Here is a 17,944-nt window from a genome sequence, read left to right as displayed (position 1 = left end):
AAAACAACTATCGGACTACAAAACAGGATTATTACTTGTTCCGTGAAAATGGTTTTATTTTCTTTTAATTGTCCGGCATTGTACGCGAATTCTGTGCCTCTGGGATATCAGGAATTTCCTGGCGCGTACTTTGGCGGAAGCTGCGCTCATCCATAATCCGGATGTCGCGCTTGGGATGGGCCACCTGGATGCCGTGTTGCTTGAAGGCAGCCCAGATGGCACGATTGACGTCGGACAGCACATTGAGCCGTCCATTTTCCGGGTCGGTGATCCAGAACCCCAGTTCCAGATCCAGCCCGTCGGCTCCGATCTTGATCAGCAGGGCTTGCGGGGCGGTCTGCTGGGAGACCCGTTGTACCCCAAGTGCGGCCTGTTCCATGATGGACAAGACCGTTTCCACATCGTCCTGGTACAGAATTGTAAGCTGTGTAGCCAAACGTACAATGCGATGGGTCAAGGAATAGTTTTGTACCGGATTGGAGACAAATAGTTCATTGGGCAACACCGATTCGATCCCGTCCAGTCCTTCCAGGATGGTGTAGCGGGTATTGATCTGGGTGACCTTGCCGAAATATTTATCCACGGCAACCATATCGCCGATGACCATGCTGCGCTCCAGCAGGATCACGAAGCCGGAGACATAGCTGCTGGCAATCTTCTGCAAACCCAGGCCGATACCCACACCGAGCGCGCCCCCGAAGACAGACAGCACGGTCAGGTCGATGCCGACCAGCGACAGGCTGACCAGGAAGGCAATCAGGATCAGCAAGGCCCGCATCATGCGCGCCACCACCGTGCGCAGAGAGGAATGCATGCCGCTGAACTTCATGAGGCGGTTTTCCACCACCGTGCCTATCCACAGGGCAATGATGAGCGTCACCAGCACGGAGGCCGCACCTTGCAACATCGTCAACAAGGACACCTTGTGGCGCGCCAGCGGGAAGGTCGTGGTATCCAGATAGTCGACGAAATCCGGCCACAGGCCGGTAATCCACAGCACCACGCACAGCCAGACCAGCAACGCGATCACCTTTTCCGACAGGTGCAGCAGCGCGCCCACGGTCGCATCCTTCACGAAGATGCCGCGCAATACGTAGAAAACGAAACGCATCGCCACCTGGGCGATGGTCAGGGGGAACATGATTTCCCAGAGCGTGACGGCATGGTGGCCGCGCTTGAGAATGTAATAGGCTCCCGTCAACAGGCCCAGGGCCAGCAGCGGCGAGAGCACGCGGGCGAAGCTCTTGACGCCGATTTGCATGACCAACGACTGCGCCTCGCCATCGCCCGGCAGCACGAAACGCGCTCGCAGCCAGCGCGAGAGGCCGATGCCGCCCACCAGCGAAAGTGCAATCACCACCAGCTGGCGCAGCAGGTCGACGGTGCTGATATCGGTGAAGAGGGAAAGGAAATGATCGGTCATGGCTGGCCGGGTGAAGAATCAGGGCAAATCAGGGTGCCGCCTGGGCATCCTGGCGGTGGCGCTGCCAGTTGCTGGCGTAGCGTGCAGCCAGTGGCGGGTTCTTGCCGAGGATGAGCACGTTCTCGGCGTTCTTGTGCTGGGCCGACCAGGTGAAGTTGTAGCTGCCCGTGATGACGGTGGCCGTCGGCAAGGCTGCATCGATGATGATGACCTTGTTGTGGGCATTGCGGTAATCGGTTTCCAGCCAGACCGGAATGCCGGCCGCGCGCAGCTGGCGCAGGCGATCTTCGGAATTCTTGTCGAGCTGGCCGGCATCCATGAGCACACGCACGTCGATGCCGCGCTTGCGGGCGGCCACCAGCGCCTCGGTAATCGGACGGCTGGTGAGCAGATAGGCTTGCATCAGGATCTGGCGCTGCGCAGAGTGAAGCTGGCCGACGATCAGCGCTTCGATGTCATCCCAGGGCGCAAAGGCGGTTTGCACCGTGCCCTGCGCTGCCATCACCGGCGGTGGCGGCAGCGCCTCCCTGGCCTGCAGGCCAGGAGCGGCCGCTGCCAGCAGGGCAGCGGCGAGGCAAGGCAGCAAGCGCCGGCGCATCATGCAGCAGCGCGACGCTCCAGGACGGCCGCGAAGAAACCGTCCGTCTGGTGCTGGTGCGGCAGCAGCTTCAGGTAGTCGCCGGTATCCAGCGCAATCTTCTGCTCGGCCAGCACTTCGCTCATGGGGCGCAGCGTGAAGTCGGGATGCGAGGCCAGGAAGTCGGCGATGACTTCATCGTTCTCTTCTTCCAGGAAGCTGCAGGTGCCATACACCAGGCGGCCGCCCGGACGCACCAGGCGCGCGGCGCTGGCGAGAATCGAGCCTTGCTTGGCGCGCATCTCGGTGAGGGTTTCCACGCTCTGGCGCCACTTCATGTCGGGATTGCGGCGCAGGGTACCCAGGCCGCTGCAAGGGGCATCCACCAGCACGCGATCGAGCTTGCCGGCCAGGCGCTTGACCTTGGCGTCGTTCTCATGGGCGATCACCACCGGATGCACGTTGGAGAGGCCACTGCGCGCCAGGCGGGGTTTCAGCTTGGCCAGGCGCTTTTCGGACACGTCGAAGGCATACAGACGGCCGGTATTGCGCATCAGCGCGCCCAGTGCCAGTGTCTTGCCACCGGCACCGGCACAGAAATCGACCACCATCTCGCCGCGCTTGGCACCGACGATCTGGGCCAGCAGCTGGCTGCCTTCATCCTGCACTTCGATGGCACCGTCCTTGAACAGCGGCAGGTTCTGCAGGGCCGGCTTCTTGAACACTCGCAGGCCCAACGGGGAATACGGGGTCGGTTCGCAGGCCACCGGGGCCTTGGCCAGTTCGGCGATGACGGTATCGCGGTCGGCCTTGAGGGCATTGACGCGCAGGTCCAGCGGTGCCGGACGGTTCATGGCATCAGCCAGTTGCAGGGTGGCTTCCTCGCCCATGCGGGCGACCAGCTTTTCCCACAGCCAGGGCGGCAGGTTGCTGCGCATCTGGGGGGCCAGCTGGGTGCGGTCGATCTGGGCCACACGCTCCAGCCACTCGGCTTCGCCTTCCTGCAGGCCGGCGATGGATTCGGCACCGACCGCATCGGCCAGACCCAGCAGGGCCAGGCGGCGCATCATCGGGCCACTGCCGGATTCGGCGAAGTTGGTCAGGACCGTCTTGTTGCGCAGCAGCCCGTAAACCGCTTCAGCGATCACGCCGCGCTCACGGCTGCCCAGTCGCGGATTGTCGCGGAAGTAGCGCGACAGGGTGACGTCGGCCGGGCCGGTGAAGCGCAGCACTTCGCGCAGCAGTTCTTCGGTATGGGGGATGATCGCGGGAGGCAATCTCATGCTAGGTCCTTCAATTTCAATTCAAGATAAGGGTTGCGCGGCAGCGTTGGCTCGTTGCGCCTCAGGCTTCGGCGGCCAGGCGCACGCGCGCGCCGTCCAGTGCCAGACGGCCTTGCACGAACCAGCGCACGGCGCGGGGATAGATCACATGTTCCTGTTCCAGGACACGCTCGGCGAGCGTCTCCTCGCTGTCCTCTTCCAGCACCGGCACGGCGGCCTGCGCCACGATGGGGCCGTGGTCGAGGTCGGGCGTGACGAAATGCACGGTCGCGCCATGCAGCTTCACACCAGCCGCCAGTGCCTGCCGGTGCGTCGCCAACCCGGGGAAACTGGGCAACAGCGACGGGTGGATATTGAGCATGCGGCCCTGGTAATGATTGACGAACGGCGCCGTCAGGATCCGCATGAAGCCGGCCAGCACCACCAGGTCCGGCGCGAACGCGTCGATCTGCTCGCGCAGGGCGGCATCGAACTGGTCGCGCGTAGGATAGTCGCGGTTGGCCACGACGGCCGTGGCGATGCCGTGGCTGGCGGCGAATTCGAGGCCGCTGGCGTCGGCGCGGTTGCTGATGACGGCGGCGATTCGGGCAGGCCACCGCTCGGCCTGTGCAGCGCGGACGATGGCTTCCATATTGCTGCCTCGTCCGGAAATCAGGATGACAATGCTTCTCATGGTGTGCGCATTGTACCTGCTGACAGCCCCTCCGCCGCCGGTTTTCACGATGTGAAAGATCCGGCGTGGCGTAAAAGGTTTATCAAAATGTGAAGAAAATTTACTGGAAGGAATAGAAAACGCGGAACGGCACTTTCTTCTCAGCCCAGTAATCGGCCGCATCGCGGAAGACGTCGAGCAAGGTCTCGCGCGCTTCCTTGTCGAATTTCTGGGTGTTGGGCAGTTGCTCCAGCACCACGACGAAACCGATCTGCTTGCCGGCCTTGTGGGTCAGGTCGGTCAGGCAGTCATGCAGGGCATCGAAGTTCTTGCCGAAGTGCCGGGGAAACTGGAAGGCGGTGGCAATGGTGGTCAGCACCTGCTGCTTGGTCACGGCCTCGGCGCAATAGGCATAGAGAAAGTGCTGCTGCAGGTGCGCGGCCTCCTGCTGCAGCTCGGTCACGCGGAAGGCGCGGATCGATTGCACGATATTGGGCGGCACCGTTTTGAACAAACTCATTTTGCCTTCAGTATTCATAGGCGGGGCTGTGTGGCTGTCGTGGTTGTCGTAATTGTCGTGATGGTGATGGCTGGCCTGCTGTGTGGCTTGCTGCAACAGAACTCGCGCGCCCTGCCCTGCGCTGTACAAGATCAGTCGCGTATCCGGCGGAAGGTCTTGTAATGGTCACTGGTGTAATAGTATTCGCCCGACGTGGCCGGTTCTCCCCCGCTGACGATGCGACGGGCCCCGCGATTGCGGGCGCGCGGCGTCTTGACCGTGTATTCGCGATAATACCCGCGCTTTTGCTTGGGCAAAACCCCTTCATAGTTGCCGAAGACTGCACCATCCTTTTCATACGGGAAGGGCCCACCCTGACGGATCAGGGCCATGGTCTGCTGGGCTTCGCGCGGCAGCTGGTCAAGATTGACCTCCGGCAAGTTGCCCGGCACCGGCCCCTTGGCTTGCACCGGGACGGACAGCATCAGGGCCGTCAGCAGCACCAGCCAGTAACGGGTGAAGAAGGAAGAAATGAAGCGGGCTCGCATCTGCATCGTCTGCATTGATTCTGTTAATTGCAATTTTGTCAATGAATGGCAACAGCACTCGGTAGATTAACGCGTTGCTTTCGGCTAGGCAACCACGGCAGGCCAGGAACTTGACCGGCAGCAAATCAGGCAGAGGCTTGGAGCAGCTGGGCGGTATCCGGTTCAAAAAAGGCCAGCACCTCCTCGCGCTTGGCGTAGGTATCGCTTTCGCCCAGGGCGATCAGCTCGCGTGTGAAGCTTTGTTCAAACAGCAGATAGGACGCCAGTGCCGAGCCGCGCGCCTCGGTGGCCCCGATGCCACCCAGCATGGTGCGGATCGGGCGCGGCAGACTGCCGACGTGGCGGCTGGCGATGCTGTCGATGCGCTGCGAGGGCGAGATCACCAGGGTACGGATGGGTTTCAGGGGCGTATGCCGGCGCTGCTCCTCGTTCAGCACCGACAAGGTCTGGTTGACCCGGTTGATGCGTTCGATGTCGGCCGACAAGCCGTCGAGGAAAATGCCCGACATCGCATGCCCGGCCACCTGCGCCAGGCTGGGGTAATGCGGCGTATTGGTCGGGGCCTGCTCGCCCTTCTCGCCCATGCGTCCGGCACCGATGATGAGGACCTTGGTGGCACCGAGGTGGATGGCCGGGGAAATCGGGGCGATCTGGCGCATCGAGCCATCGCCGCAATACTCGCAACGGCCATCGATGTACACCGGAATGGCCGGAAAGATGAAGGGAATGGCGGACGAAGCCAGCAAATGATCGATGCCGATCTGGTCGCGCATGGCCAGGCGCTGGGTGCGTCGCCACGGTTCGATCTCTTGCGCGCACTGGTAGAAGGTGATGTGCTGGCCGCTGGTGTAGGACGAGGCGGTCACCGCCAGCGCATGCAACTGCCCTTCGGCCAGGGCGGCATCCAGCCGTGGCAGGTCCAGCAGGCGATGCAGCATGCTCACCAGCGGGGTGTTGTCCAGCAGGGAATTGGGTGGATTGGCGCGCCACTTGCGCAGCAGCCAGCCGAAGGAGAACAGCGACAGCCAGCGCGCCCCCGAGCGGATCACGCCCAGCGAATCGGCGCGGTACACCTGCTCCACCTGGAAATTGCTCCACACCGCCATCAGCTCGCGCACGGCTTCGCCGAAGTCGTCCGCCCGGCAGGCCAGGGCGGTGCCGTTGATGGCCCCGGCCGAGGTGCCGCAGATGATGGGGAAGGGATTGCTGTGCACCGGCCAGCCGGCTTCGAGCAGGATCATCGAGAGGGCGTTGAGCACACCCACCTGGTAAGCCGCCCGTGCGCCGCCGCCGGTCAGGATCAAGCCTGTTTTGTGTTCCATGGTCTCCATGAGGGGAGCTTATCAGTAGCCCCCTCGCCGTGGACAAGAGAATTGGCAGGCAAATGCCGTCTATTTGGGCTGCATGCGGATGGCACCATCGAGGCGGATGGTCTCGCCGTTCAACATCACGTTCTCGATGATGGTCCGGGCCAGCTGTGCGTATTCGGTGGCACGGCCCAGGCGCGGCGGGAAAGGGACCGCCTGCCCCAGCGAATCGCGCACTTCCTGCGGCATGGCCAGCATCATGGGGGTCTCGAAGATACCCGGGGCAATGGTCATGACACGGATGCCGCTGCGCGAGAGGTCCCGCGCCATGGGCAGGGTCATGGCGACGATGGCCCCCTTGGAAGCCGAATAGGCCGTCTGGCCGATCTGGCCATCGTAGGCCGCCACCGAGGCGGTGTGGATGATGATGCCGCGCTCGCCTTCTTCCTGTGCCTCGGTCCTGGCCATGGCATCGGCTGCAAAGCGGGCCATGTTGAAGCTGCCGACCAGGTTGATGTTGAGCGTCTTCATGAACAGCGCCATGCTGTGCGGGCCGTTCTTGCCGACCAGCTTCTCGGCCGGGGCGATGCCGGCGCAATTGACCAGTCCGCGCAGGCTGCCGGCCGCTTGCGCGGCACGCACCACGGCCTGGGCATCGTCTTCCGAACTGACATCGCAGCGCACGAAGACGCCGCCCAGTTCGCGGGCCAGCGCACTGCCAGCCTCCTCGTTGAGATCGGCCAGCACCGGCTTGCCACCAGCGGCGGCGATCATGCGGGCAGTGGCCGCACCCAGACCGGATGCTGCGCCGGTGACGATGAATACATTTCCTTCGATACGCATGGAGTCTCCTGTTTTTTATCTGCGCGCAGCCAGGCGGATGGCCTGGCCGGCGAGCCAATGATGATGGGATACATCAGGGCGCATTATTTGACGAATCGGCCAGCCTGGCAATGCAGGCTTTCCCTTCGCGGTGCGGGGATTATGCGCAGGTCGCCGCACGGCAGACTATCCGTGCGGCGACAATCAGGGCTGCCGTCAGATCGGGTCAGGCGACCGTCGGCAGCAAGGGCACCAGCAGCAGCGCCACGATGTTGATGATCTTGATGAGCGGATTGACGGCGGGCCCGGCCGTATCCTTGTAGGGATCGCCCACGGTGTCGCCGGTGACGGCGGCCTTGTGGGCATCCGATCCCTTGCCGCCATGGTGGCCGTCCTCGATGTATTTCTTGGCGTTGTCCCAGGCGCCGCCGCCGGTGGTCATCGAGATGGCCACGAAGAGCCCGGTGACGATGGTCCCCATCAGGAGCCCCCCGAGCGCCGACGGCCCCAGCAGCAGCCCGACCAGGATCGGCACGATCACCGGCAGCAGCGACGGCAGGATCATTTCACGGATGGCAGAAGAGGTCAGCATGTCCACCGCGCGGTCATACTCGGGACGCCCGCTGCCATCCATGATGCCGGGGATGTCGCGGAACTGGCGACGCACTTCCACCACCACCGCACCGGCCGCGCGTCCCACCGCTTCCATCGCCATGGCACCGAACAGATAGGGGATCAGCCCGCCGATGAAGAGCCCGATGATCACCGCCGGGCTGGACAAGTCGAAGCTGGCGGTCTTGCCGACGGACTCCAGCGCATGCGTGTAATCGGCAAACAGCACCAGTGCGGCCAGGCCTGCCGAGCCGATCGCATAGCCCTTGGTGACCGCCTTGGTGGTATTGCCCACGGCATCGAGCGGATCGGTGATGGCGCGCACCGAATCGGGCAAACCCGACATCTCTGCGATACCGCCCGCGTTGTCGGTGATGGGCCCATAGGCGTCCAGCGCCACCACGATACCGGCCATGGACAGCATGGAAGTCGCCGCAATCGCAATCCCGTACAGGCCTGCCAGCCAGTACGACGCCAGGATCGCCGCGCACACCGCCAGCACGGGATACGCGGTGGACTTCATCGACACCCCGAGACCGGCGATGATATTGGTGCCATGTCCGGTGGTGGAGGCTTCGGCGATATGGCGCACCGGCTTGAAGTCGGTGCCGGTGTAGTACTCGGTGATGTAGACCATGAGGCCGGTGAGCACGATGCCCACCACGGCCGCGCCCATCAGCGGCACGCGCAGTTCAGGCGGCAACAGCAGCCAGGTGACCGCCGCAAAGCCGACCAGCGACAAGCCAGCCGACCACCAAAGCCCGGTATAGAGCGCCGACATGATCTTCTTGCCCGGCTGCGCCTTGACCATCGCGCAACCGACGATGGAAGCCAGGATCGACACCCCGCCCAGCGCCAGCGGATAGAGCACCGCCAAGGTTTCCAGGCCCTTGAGCATGAGGCTGCCCAGGAGCATGGTCGCCACCAGCGTGACGACATAGGTCTCGAACAGGTCGGCGGCCATGCCGGCGCAATCGCCCACGTTGTCCCCGACGTTGTCGGCGATGACCGCAGGATTGCGCGGATCATCTTCGGGAATGCCGGCCTCGACCTTGCCCACCAGGTCGGCTCCCACATCCGCGCCCTTGGTGAAGATGCCCCCGCCCAGCCGCGCAAAGATAGAGATGAGGGATGCCCCGAAAGCCAGTCCGATCAAGGGCTGGATGGCATCGTGCAGGCTGGCGGCGCGTCCCTGTCCGTAGACATAAAGGACCCAGAAGAACAGCGATACCCCCAGCAATCCCAGCCCCACCACCAGCATCCCGGTGATCGCCCCGCCCCGGAACGCCACGCCCAGCGCCTCGTTCATGCCGCGCGTAGCAGCCTGTGCAGTACGCACATTGGCACGCACGGACACGTTCATCCCGATGAAACCGCAGGCGCCGGACAGCACCGCCCCCAGCAGGAAGCCGATGGCGGTCAGCCATCCCAAACCAGGAATGAGCGCAATGAGGATCAGCAGCACTACCCCCACCATGGCGATGGTGCGGTACTGCCGCGCCAGATAGGCCGCCGCGCCCTGCTGAATGGCCAGGGCGATTTCCTGCATGCGGGGGTTGCCGGGGTCCTGCTTGAGAATCCAGCTCCGAGAAACCAGGCCATAGATCACCGCGACCATGCCGCAGGCAATGGCAAACCACAGGGCAAGTGCCATCATCGTCTCCTTTGTTATCACGACTCATCAACAATCACGAACATCCGCCACGCCGTCCGGGTGCTGCTGTTCCGGTTCGCCGCGGCCGATACTGCGCCTGCAAATTGCGTCGCCCTTTTTTATTGGAGTTGTTGTGCCTTGCCGGGCCGCCGGTGCCACGCCCTCGGGCGGGCGTCACTACCGGTGATCGGTTTACTTAGTTTTTGCTGACTGTCGAGCCGATGGCCTCCAGCGCGACAGCATAAAAAAAGCGGACCGAAGTCCGCTTCACTTTACTCCGCCAGGGCGGCAAATGCACGATCCCTGATTTCTTCCACCGGACCGACGCCGGCGATCTTGCGATACTTCGGCGCACCCGGCTGGCCCGACTTGGCCCAATCACCGTAGTAGCCCACCAGCACTTCAGTCTGCTCGTGATACACGGCCAGACGCTTCTTGACGGTTTCTTCCTTGTCGTCGTCACGCTGGATCAGCGCCTCGCCGGTCAGGTCATCCTTGCCTTCTACCTTGGGCGGGTTGAACTTGACGTGATAGGTGCGGCCCGAACCCGGGTGCACGCGGCGGCCGCTCATGCGCTCGACGATAGCGCTGTCGGGCACGTCGATTTCCAGCACGTAGTCGATGGCCACGCCCGCTTCCTTCATCGCATCGGCCTGGCGCGTGGTGCGCGGGAAGCCGTCGAAGAGGTAGCCATTGGCACAGTCAGCCTGTTTCAGGCGATCCTTGACCAGGCCAATGATGATGTCGTCGGAAACCAGACCGCCCGCATCCATCACCTTCTTGGCAGCGATGCCAAGCTCGGTGCCCGCAGCCACGGCCGCGCGCAGCATGTCGCCGGTGGAGATCTGCGGAATGTTGAATTTTTCCTTGATAAAAGTGGCTTGCGTGCCTTTACCGGCACCAGGCGCTCCTAAAAGGATGAGGCGCATGTCGTTTCCTAAATTGAGGGTTTCTGAATATGAATGCTTGAATTCTTTTGCGACGTGATGGCAGAGGATCGCTACCATCTGGACGGTTATGCAGCTTGTTTGCGCGCCGTTTGCATCAGCTCTGGGACGAAACTTACCACAAAATCTTACCGAACCATGACAAACGCCTGATTTTTAAGCAGTCTCCGGACTCTGATTGTGTCGTGTCAGCTTGACATGGAACTTACAGCAAGCCGATCCGCACCGCCTTGCGGCGGATCATGCCTGCCACGCAGACGAGAGATCAGAGCGCGGAGATGGTCTGCACCAGCGGGCTGTCCGGAGGCGCCTCGAAATGCTTGCGCACGCGCAACAGGTCTTCGGGGGTATCCACCCCGGCTTCGGGCACCATCGAGGTCACGTGCACGGCAATGGCGTGGCCATGCCACAGCACGCGCAATTGCTCCAGCGCCTCGATGCGTTCCAGCGGGGCCGGGGCCAGGGTCGGGTAGAGCTGCAGGAAACGGTTGCTGTAGGCATACAGGCCGATATGGCGCAGCGGCACGTATTCATTGGCGTGATCGGGACCGCTGGCGTCGGGCAGCGACTCACGCGACCTGGCAAAGGCATCGCGATGCCACGGAATCGTGGCGCGCGAGAAATACATGGCGCAGCCGTCCTTGTTGAGCACTACCTTGACCACGTTGGGATTGAAGGCATCCTCGGCAGTCCCGATGGCGTGCGCGGCCGTGGCCATGGGTACGCCGTCCTTGATGTGGGCGGCGGTGGCAGCAATCAGGCCCGGATCGATCAGGGGTTCATCGCCCTGCACGTTGACCACCACCTCATCCTCGGTGAGCCCCAGCGCGGCGGCCACTTCGGCGATGCGGTCGGTGCCGGAGGGGTGATCGGCCCGGGTCATGGCCACTTCGATGCCATGCTGCTCGCAGGCGGCGTGGATGTCGTGGTGGTCGGTGGCCACGATGATGCGGGTGGCCCCGGACAGCGCGGCCCGCTCGGCCACGCGCACGATCATGGGCTTGCCGCCGAGGTCGGCCAGCGGCTTGTTGGGCAGGCGCGTGGAAGCCAGGCGCGCAGGGATGATGACGGTAAAGGTCATGGAATCAACCGCAGCAGGAAGGCAGAAATCAGGAATCAAGAGACCGGGGACCCGCGTCAGGCCGCAGGCGCTGCCGGCACGGCCGTCAGTTCGCGCGCTTCATCGGCCCACATGATGGGGATGCCATCGCGGATGGGATAAGCCAGCTTGTCTGCCTTGCAGATCAGTTCCTGGGCTTTTTTGTCATAGTCCAGCGGGCCCTTGCAGATGGGGCAAACCAGGATATCAAGCAGTCGGGCGTTCACGGAGTTTCTCCACTATATGTTCAGCCAGCGCGCCGTCGATGCGCGCCGAGACAGGCACGACCCAGATGCGCGGGTCGTTTCGGATGGCCTCGATAGCCCTGCATTTTACTGCATCCTTTTCCGTGATCAGGATGACATCGGCCGCAAGGCCTGCAAAAGGATCGATGGCGAAATCAAAATGGTCGGGCAAGGGATGGCGCGCAAAGGACAAACCCGCCGCTTCCAGCGTCGCAAAAAAACGCCCGGGATTGCCGATCCCGGCCACCGCCGCCAGCCGCACGCCACCCTCGCCCATCCGCTCCAGCGGCTTGCGCGCAGCGGGCGGGGCCAGTTGCACGGCCTGGTCCGCCTGCAGCCGCATGGCATGCGCGCCGCCGGATGCGCTGCCCTGCGCGCCGACATTGACCACCGAGAAATCCCGTCGGCGCGAAGCCGGCTCCCGCAGCGGTCCGGCCGGCAGCAGCCAGCCGTTGCCGACACCGCGCGCATCGGACAGCACGATCTCGATGTCACGCGCCAGCGCGTAATGCTGCAAGCCATCGTCGGAAATGATCACGTCCACCTCAGGATGCGCCGCCAGCAAGGCGCGCCCGGCCTCGGCCCGGCGCCGCCCGACCACCAGCGGCACGCCGGTGCGCTGGACGATCAGCAAGGGTTCGTCCCCCACCTGGGCCGCCGCCGCATCGGCCCTGACCTCCAGCGTCTGCCCGGCACCGCCGCCATAGCCGCGCGAAATCACGCCCGGACGCAGGCCAGCCGCACGCAAGGCCTCGATGAGCCAGATCGCAAAGGGGGTCTTGCCGGTGCCGCCGACGAAGACGTTGCCCACCACGATCACCGGCACCGGCAGCCGTTCGGTGCGCTTGATGCCCAGCGCGAAGAGCGCGCGGCGCAGCGCTGCGAGCGCGCCAAAGAGCAGCGACAGCGGCCACAGCAGGCAGGCCAGCGGACCTCGCTGTTGCCAGGCGCGGGTCAGGATGGCTTCGGCAGTGGGCCTGGATTCGGCCATTTTCAGGTTCCAGTGAATAAAAAAAACGCGGGCCAGGCGGGACCTGGCCGGCGCGCCATCGCTGCTGGATGACGTGAAGCTATTGGCAAATTTTCAGTGCGGCTCGCAGCCGGCTACTTGCTGCTCGACTGCGCCGCGAAGGTCAGCTTGGGATAACCCGCCATGCGTGCCGCCTCCATCACGTTGACCACGGTCTGGTGCGTGGCCAGCGCGTCGGCATTGATGATGATGACCGGATCAGCCTTGCTGCCACTGCTGCGCACCGCAGCCTGCATCTCTTCCGACAGCCCCTGCGCATCCCGCGCAGCGATGCGCTTGTTGTTGATGGCGTAGCGGCCATTGGCGTCGATGGCGATGTTGATCTCGAAGGGCTGTTCCAGCGCCTTCTGGGCATCAGCCGTGGGCAACGTGACCTGCAGGGCGGTGAACTTGCTGTAGGTGGTGGTCACCATCAGGAAGATCACGATCACCAGCAGCACGTCGATGAAGGGGATCAGGTTGATCTCCAGGTCTTCGCGGGGACGGCCCTTGCGGAAGTTCATGCGGTTCTCCGTCGTCCAGGATCAGCGGCGTACATCGTGGACGATGTCCACGAACTTGACGGCCTGCTGCTCCATATCAACCACGAAGCCGTCGACCTGGGCGCGGAAGTGGCGATAAAACACCAGCGCCGGCATGGCAATGGCCAGGCCGAAGCCGGTGTTGTAGAGCGCAATGGAGATGCCGTGCGCCAGCTGCGCCGGATTGGTTCCGGCCGCATTCTGCGAGGCAAAGATCTCGATCATCCCGACCACGGTGCCAAAGAGGCCCATGAGCGGCGCCAGCGAAGCGATCGTCCCCAGCGTGGTCAGGAAGCGCTCCAGGCGATGCGCGGCGGCCTGGCCGGCTTCCTCGATGGCTTCCTTCATCACTTCGCGCGGGGCATCGACGTTGCGCAGGCCGGCGGCCAGTACCTGGCCCAGCGGCGAATTCTGTTCCAGCTTGTCGATGACGTCCTCGTTGACGCGTCCGCTCTGGTAGACCCGGACCACTTCGCCCAGCAGGTCCGGCGGCAGGATGCGCGCGCGGCGCAGGTAGGCCAGTCTTTCGATGACCAGCGCCAGGCCGATGATGGAAGCGATCAGCAAGGGCCAGATCGGCCAGCCGGCGGCGAGGATGATGGCGAGCAAAACGTACTCCTAAGAAATGCGGATGAGCGGTGAATCTGGTGCAGCCGGCGGTCCTCTCCGGCACGCCCGTTTCTGCGGTGCAGAATGTAGCCGGTTGCGCGCGGCTCGGCAAGCGCAGCCAGCTTGGCTTTACAATGCGGCATTGTATCGCCCCTGGAGTCCCTGCGTCCCATGCCTGCCGACAAGTTCCCGCCCTTCCCCGCTGCCCGCCCGCGTCCGGAGGCCATGCCGGCCGCCGCTACCGACGGCGGCCCACCCATCCTGACCGTCTCCGGCCTGAACCAGGCGGTGGCGCGCATGCTGGAGCGCAATTTCCCGCTGATCTGGGTCAAGGGCGAGATTTCCAATTTCACCCGTGCGGCCTCCGGCCACTGGTATTTCAACCTCAAGGATGACGGGGCGCAGGTGCGTGCGGTCATGTTCAAGGGCCGCGCGCAATACGCCGGCTTCATGCCGCGCGAAGGCGACAAGGTCGAAGTGCGCACCCTGGTGACGCTCTACGCGCCGCGCGGCGATTACCAGCTCAACGTGGAAGCCATCCGCCGCTCCGGCGTGGGCGACCTCTACGCCGCCTTCGTGCAGCTGAAGGAAAGACTGGAGCGCGAAGGCCTGTTCGACCGCGACCGCAAGCGCGCCCTGCCGGGCTTCCCGCGCCGCATCGGCATCGTCACCAGCCCGCAGGCCGCCGCCTTGCGCGATGTGCTGACCACCCTGCGCCGCCGCGCCCCGCATGTGGAAGTGATCCTCTACCCCACGCCCGTGCAGGGCGAAGGCGCAGCCCAGCGCATCGCCAATGCCATCCGCACCGCCTCCGCGCGCGCCGAATGCGATGTGCTGCTGGTGTGCCGTGGCGGCGGCAGCATCGAGGACTTGTGGTCTTTCAATGAAGAAGTGGTGGCGCGCGCCATCGTGGAGGCCAGCATGCCGGTGATTTCCGGTGTCGGCCATGAAACCGATTTCACCATCGCCGACTTCGCCGCCGACCTGCGCGCGCCCACCCCCACGGCCGCCGCCGAGCTGGCCGCCACTGCGCGCGAGGACTGGCTGGCTGAACTGCGCGGCCACGCCAATGACCTCACGCGCGCCCTGCGCCGCAACCTGACCGAAAAAGCGCAGACCGTGGACTGGCTCTCGCGCCGCCTGGTCAACCCGAGTGCGTATATCCAGCATGAGCGCGTCAAACTGGCCGCGCTGCAGACCCGGCTCGCCCACGCCACCCGCGTGCCGCTGACCCGCATGCGCCATCGCCTGCAGCAACTCGCCACCCATCTGTCGCACCAGATTCCCGACACCGCCCACGCCCGGCGCGACCTGCTGGACCTGACGCGACGCCTGCAAGGAGCGCAGGCCGCACGGCAGTTGCGCCAGCGGCAGGCGCTGGCCGGGCTGAGTACGCAGCTGGAACTACTCAATCCGCAGCGCACGCTGGAGCGCGGCTACGCCATCGTCAGCGATCGCCAGGGCCGTGTATTGCACGCCCCGGCCGAGCTGGCCGCCCGCAGCGAGGTCACCATCCGCCTGGCCGAAGGCAGTGCCGAGGTCGGCATTGCCAGCGTGCAGCCACGGCTGGATTGAGGCGATGCTGTCGCCCTGCTTGACAGCTGTGGCAGACTTTTTTGGCATAAGCATTTTCCGGCGCAATACAGCGCGGCGCGCCGTATTACGGGTGGGACCATCGGAAGCCAGTGCGCGGATGAGCTGGAACGTCTTGCGGGGACTGGCATCTACGGTCTTGCCTGCGCTGGCGACCAGCGTCTCCCATTGGGAACCATTCGCATTGCCGCACTGGAGGCCGATGCGCGACTGACGCGCGCCAGATTTGACCGAGTGCAAAGAATTGTCTTCCGCTTTAGAATCGCAGGTTCGGAAAAGACCCCTTCGTAGCAAACCAACAAGACTGAAAGGATTCATCATGGCACATACCCTTCCGGCACTGCCTTACGATCTGGACGCGCTGGCGCCCACGATTTCCAAGGAAACCCTGGAATATCACTATGGCAAGCACCATCAGACCTATGTGACCAACCTGAACAACCTGATCCCGGGTACCGAATTCGAACACCTGTCCCTGGAAGAGATCATCAAGAAATCTTCCGGCGGCATCTTCAACAACGCTGCCCAGGTGTGGAACCACACCTTCTACTGGAACGGCCTGACCCCGAAGGGCCAAGGCGCTCCGAGCGGCGCGCTGGCTGACGCCATCAACGCCAAGTGGGGTTCCTTCGACGCCTTCAAGGCCGAGTTCACCAAGCAAGGCCTGGCCAACTTCGGTTCCGGCTGGACCTGGCTGGTCAAGAAGGCTGACGGTTCCCTGGACATCGTCAACACCACTGGCGCCGGCACCCCGCTGACCACCGACAGCAAGCCGCTGCTGACCGTGGACGTGTGGGAACACGCCTACTACATCGACTACCGCAACGCACGCGCCAAGTACGTCGAGAACTACTGGGGCATCATCAACTGGGACTTCGTGGCCAAGAACTTCGCTTGATCACCCTGCCTCCCGGCAAGAAAAAACCACGCGCGAGCGTGGTTTTTTTTCGTCCGTATTTCGTCTTGGGAGGGATGCTTCGCGCAGGAAAATACAAGATCGCGCAGCCCGCCTGTGCCACAATCGCCCATCCCCTCACCTCACCGAATGGAGACCCGCATGGCCCACGTCACCCTGCACAATGCCGCCGGCTACGCCCAGGACATCAAGGCGCGCATCCACCAGCTCAAGTCCGACGAACCCGAGAGCAATGGTGGCAAGGACACCGGTCCGGCCCCCTATGAATTGCTGCTGGCCGCGCTGGCCTCCTGCACCTCGCTCACGCTGCGCATGTACGCCGACCGCAAGGGCTGGGACCTGGGCAGCATCTCGGTGGACGCCCACTTCGGGCGAGACGACAGCGGACTGGAAACCATCACCCGCAAGATCAGCTTCGGCAATGCCCTGTCGCAGGAACAGCTCACGCGCCTGGCCGAGATCTGCGAAAAGACCCCGGTCACCAAGACCATCCGCCAGGGCACCGCGATTCAGACATCGATGGCGTAACCTGCGGCGCGCCAGGCATCGATGCCGCCCGTGAGCGGCCGCACGCGCGTGTAGCCGCGCCGCATCAGCTGGCGCGCCACCATGGCCGCCGAGGCCTCGTTGGGACAGGCGCAATACACCACCACCTCACCCTCGACGGGGCCATCGAAGACGAAGGTCTGGATTTCCTGGTTGGAAATCGTGACCGCACCCGGAATGCGGCCATCCTGCTGCGACAGCGGCGAACGCACATCGATGATGGTGGGCGCATTGCCCTCTTCGAGCATGGTATTCAATTCATCCACTGAAATACGCGCCATCTCCAGCGACTTGCGGAAACGCCGGCGCTGCCACCACTTGTTGGCCACGAAGGCTGCCAGCGCCACGGCAATCATGAGCATGCCGTAATGGCCCAATTGCGCCAGCACATTGAGCAGGTCATCCACGGCCGAGCTGAAGAGCGAACCGAGGAAAATCCCCAGTCCCGCCCACAGGGCGCTGCCCGCCGCATCCCACAGCAGGAAGCTGATGCGGCGTGTGCCCATGGTGCCGGAGAGCGCACTGGCAATCGAGGCGAAGCCCGGAATGAACTTGGCCAGCAAGAGCGAACGCGCGCCCCAGCGCAGGTAGATCGATTCGGTCTGGCGCACACAGGAGTCCGGCGAAAGCGAAATACGGCACAGGCGCGACATGATCTGGCGGCCGTAGCGGCGACCGGCGAGATACCAGCAATAGTCGGCAATGAGTGCCGCACTCACCGCCAGCAGCAGCAACAGCGCCGGCGAGTAGCGGCCGGTCGCCGAGAGCGCACCGGTGATGATCAGCGTGGGATAGGCCGGCACCGGCGCGCCCAGTTGCTCGACCAGCACGTTGACGAAAACGAGGATCAGACCGTATTGCTCGATCAGGTGGTAGAGGGTGTCCATGGACGGGCTGCCTTGACGTCTCGCCGCCTGGGAGGCGGCGACTGTTCCGCCGTGATGGCGGTGTGCAGGAGCCCATTATAGTTTTGCCGGGTTCGGTATGCTCGGCGCACACCGAAGCAGGCTAATGGCTCGTCGTAATTTATGGAGGATTCCCGCCGCAATCTTGCGATTAAA

Annotated in this window: 19 protein-coding genes; 3 read left to right on the top strand and 16 right to left on the bottom strand. The window is 63.7% G+C overall.

The window, feature by feature from the left end; all coding sequences use genetic code 11:
• Positions 1-64: 64 nt before the first annotated feature.
• The 15 genes from E2K99_RS05705 to E2K99_RS05635 all read right to left on the bottom strand — a co-directional run bounded on the left by E2K99_RS05705 (position 65) and on the right by E2K99_RS05635 (position 13,828).
• Positions 65-1,423 carry a mechanosensitive ion channel family protein gene (locus E2K99_RS05705; protein ID WP_134221620.1) on the bottom strand — a complete coding sequence of 453 codons (1,359 nt, stop codon included), beginning with the start codon at positions 1,421-1,423 and terminating at the stop codon, positions 65-67.
• A 28-nt stretch (positions 1,424-1,451) separates the two neighbouring features.
• Positions 1,452-2,024 (bottom strand): phospholipase D family nuclease, encoded by a 573-nt coding sequence (locus tag E2K99_RS05700; RefSeq protein ID WP_134221619.1) that lies wholly within the window; start codon positions 2,022-2,024, stop codon positions 1,452-1,454.
• Complete coding sequence (locus tag E2K99_RS05695; protein WP_034332736.1) at positions 2,021-3,283, bottom strand: RsmB/NOP family class I SAM-dependent RNA methyltransferase; 1,263 nt, start codon at positions 3,281-3,283, stop codon at positions 2,021-2,023. Before E2K99_RS05695 ends, E2K99_RS05700 begins: the two co-directional genes overlap by 4 nt.
• A gap of 61 nt (positions 3,284-3,344) precedes the next feature.
• Positions 3,345-3,956 carry a phosphoribosylglycinamide formyltransferase gene (gene purN, locus E2K99_RS05690; protein WP_204725037.1) on the bottom strand — a complete coding sequence of 204 codons (612 nt, stop codon included), beginning with the start codon at positions 3,954-3,956 and terminating at the stop codon, positions 3,345-3,347.
• A gap of 100 nt (positions 3,957-4,056) precedes the next feature.
• Positions 4,057-4,584, bottom strand: coding sequence for a barstar family protein (locus E2K99_RS05685; protein ID WP_370516341.1), 528 nt, complete (start codon positions 4,582-4,584; stop codon positions 4,057-4,059).
• A 2-nt stretch (positions 4,585-4,586) separates the two neighbouring features.
• Positions 4,587-4,982, bottom strand: coding sequence for a guanyl-specific ribonuclease (locus tag E2K99_RS05680; protein WP_121044780.1), 396 nt, complete (start codon positions 4,980-4,982; stop codon positions 4,587-4,589).
• 125 nt (positions 4,983-5,107) lie between these two features.
• Positions 5,108-6,313: a patatin-like phospholipase family protein gene (locus E2K99_RS05675; RefSeq protein WP_034339323.1), complete on the bottom strand. Its 1,206-nt coding sequence runs from the start codon at positions 6,311-6,313 to the stop codon at positions 5,108-5,110.
• 60 nt (positions 6,314-6,373) lie between these two features.
• Complete coding sequence (locus E2K99_RS05670; protein WP_039785165.1) at positions 6,374-7,132, bottom strand: SDR family NAD(P)-dependent oxidoreductase; 759 nt, start codon at positions 7,130-7,132, stop codon at positions 6,374-6,376.
• 205 nt (positions 7,133-7,337) lie between these two features.
• Complete coding sequence (locus E2K99_RS05665) at positions 7,338-9,377, bottom strand: sodium-translocating pyrophosphatase (RefSeq protein ID WP_134224040.1); 2,040 nt, start codon at positions 9,375-9,377, stop codon at positions 7,338-7,340.
• A 272-nt stretch (positions 9,378-9,649) separates the two neighbouring features.
• Positions 9,650-10,306 carry an adenylate kinase gene (adk, locus tag E2K99_RS05660; protein ID WP_034339334.1) on the bottom strand — a complete coding sequence of 219 codons (657 nt, stop codon included), beginning with the start codon at positions 10,304-10,306 and terminating at the stop codon, positions 9,650-9,652.
• Positions 10,307-10,589: 283 nt separating this feature from the next.
• Entirely contained in the window at positions 10,590-11,405 is an 816-nt protein-coding gene (kdsB, locus tag E2K99_RS05655; protein WP_134221618.1) for a 3-deoxy-manno-octulosonate cytidylyltransferase, read from the bottom strand.
• Between the two features lie 56 nt (positions 11,406-11,461).
• A complete protein-coding gene (locus tag E2K99_RS05650; RefSeq protein WP_034339340.1) occupies positions 11,462-11,650 on the bottom strand; it encodes a Trm112 family protein in 189 nt (62 codons plus the stop codon).
• Complete coding sequence (gene lpxK, locus E2K99_RS05645) at positions 11,631-12,659, bottom strand: tetraacyldisaccharide 4'-kinase (protein WP_134221617.1); 1,029 nt, start codon at positions 12,657-12,659, stop codon at positions 11,631-11,633. The genes E2K99_RS05650 and lpxK overlap by 20 nt, the downstream gene beginning before the upstream one ends.
• A 113-nt stretch (positions 12,660-12,772) precedes the next feature.
• Positions 12,773-13,201 (bottom strand): ExbD/TolR family protein, encoded by a 429-nt coding sequence (locus tag E2K99_RS05640; RefSeq protein ID WP_034339343.1) that lies wholly within the window; start codon positions 13,199-13,201, stop codon positions 12,773-12,775.
• 21 nt (positions 13,202-13,222) lie between these two features.
• Positions 13,223-13,828, bottom strand: a complete 606-nt coding sequence (locus E2K99_RS05635) for a MotA/TolQ/ExbB proton channel family protein (protein WP_034339345.1) — start codon at positions 13,826-13,828, stop codon at positions 13,223-13,225.
• 171 nt (positions 13,829-13,999) lie between these two features.
• Between E2K99_RS05635 and xseA the strand changes: the two genes are divergently transcribed.
• The 3 genes from xseA to E2K99_RS05620 all read left to right on the top strand — a co-directional run bounded on the left by xseA (position 14,000) and on the right by E2K99_RS05620 (position 16,865).
• On the top strand, positions 14,000-15,403 hold the full coding sequence (xseA, locus tag E2K99_RS05630; protein ID WP_134221616.1) for an exodeoxyribonuclease VII large subunit: 1,404 nt from the start codon (positions 14,000-14,002) through the stop codon (positions 15,401-15,403).
• A gap of 337 nt (positions 15,404-15,740) precedes the next feature.
• Positions 15,741-16,319, top strand: coding sequence for a superoxide dismutase [Fe] (sodB, locus tag E2K99_RS05625; RefSeq protein WP_034339352.1), 579 nt, complete (start codon positions 15,741-15,743; stop codon positions 16,317-16,319).
• Positions 16,320-16,478: 159 nt separating this feature from the next.
• Positions 16,479-16,865, top strand: a complete 387-nt coding sequence (locus E2K99_RS05620) for an OsmC family protein (protein WP_088755225.1) — start codon at positions 16,479-16,481, stop codon at positions 16,863-16,865.
• Here the strand turns inward: E2K99_RS05620 and E2K99_RS05615 are convergent.
• Positions 16,847-17,770: a DedA family protein/thiosulfate sulfurtransferase GlpE gene (locus tag E2K99_RS05615; protein WP_134221615.1), complete on the bottom strand. Its 924-nt coding sequence runs from the start codon at positions 17,768-17,770 to the stop codon at positions 16,847-16,849. The two genes, E2K99_RS05620 and E2K99_RS05615, sit on opposite strands and share 19 nt — an antisense overlap.
• Positions 17,771-17,944: the final 174 nt, after the last annotated feature.

Origin of the sequence: Herbaspirillum huttiense (genome assembly GCF_004367745.1) — a bacterium.
GTDB lineage: Bacteria > Pseudomonadota > Gammaproteobacteria > Burkholderiales > Burkholderiaceae_D > Herbaspirillum > Herbaspirillum huttiense.
Note: the sequence above shows the minus strand (reverse complement) of the source record. Positions and strands in the feature narration are given on the sequence as shown.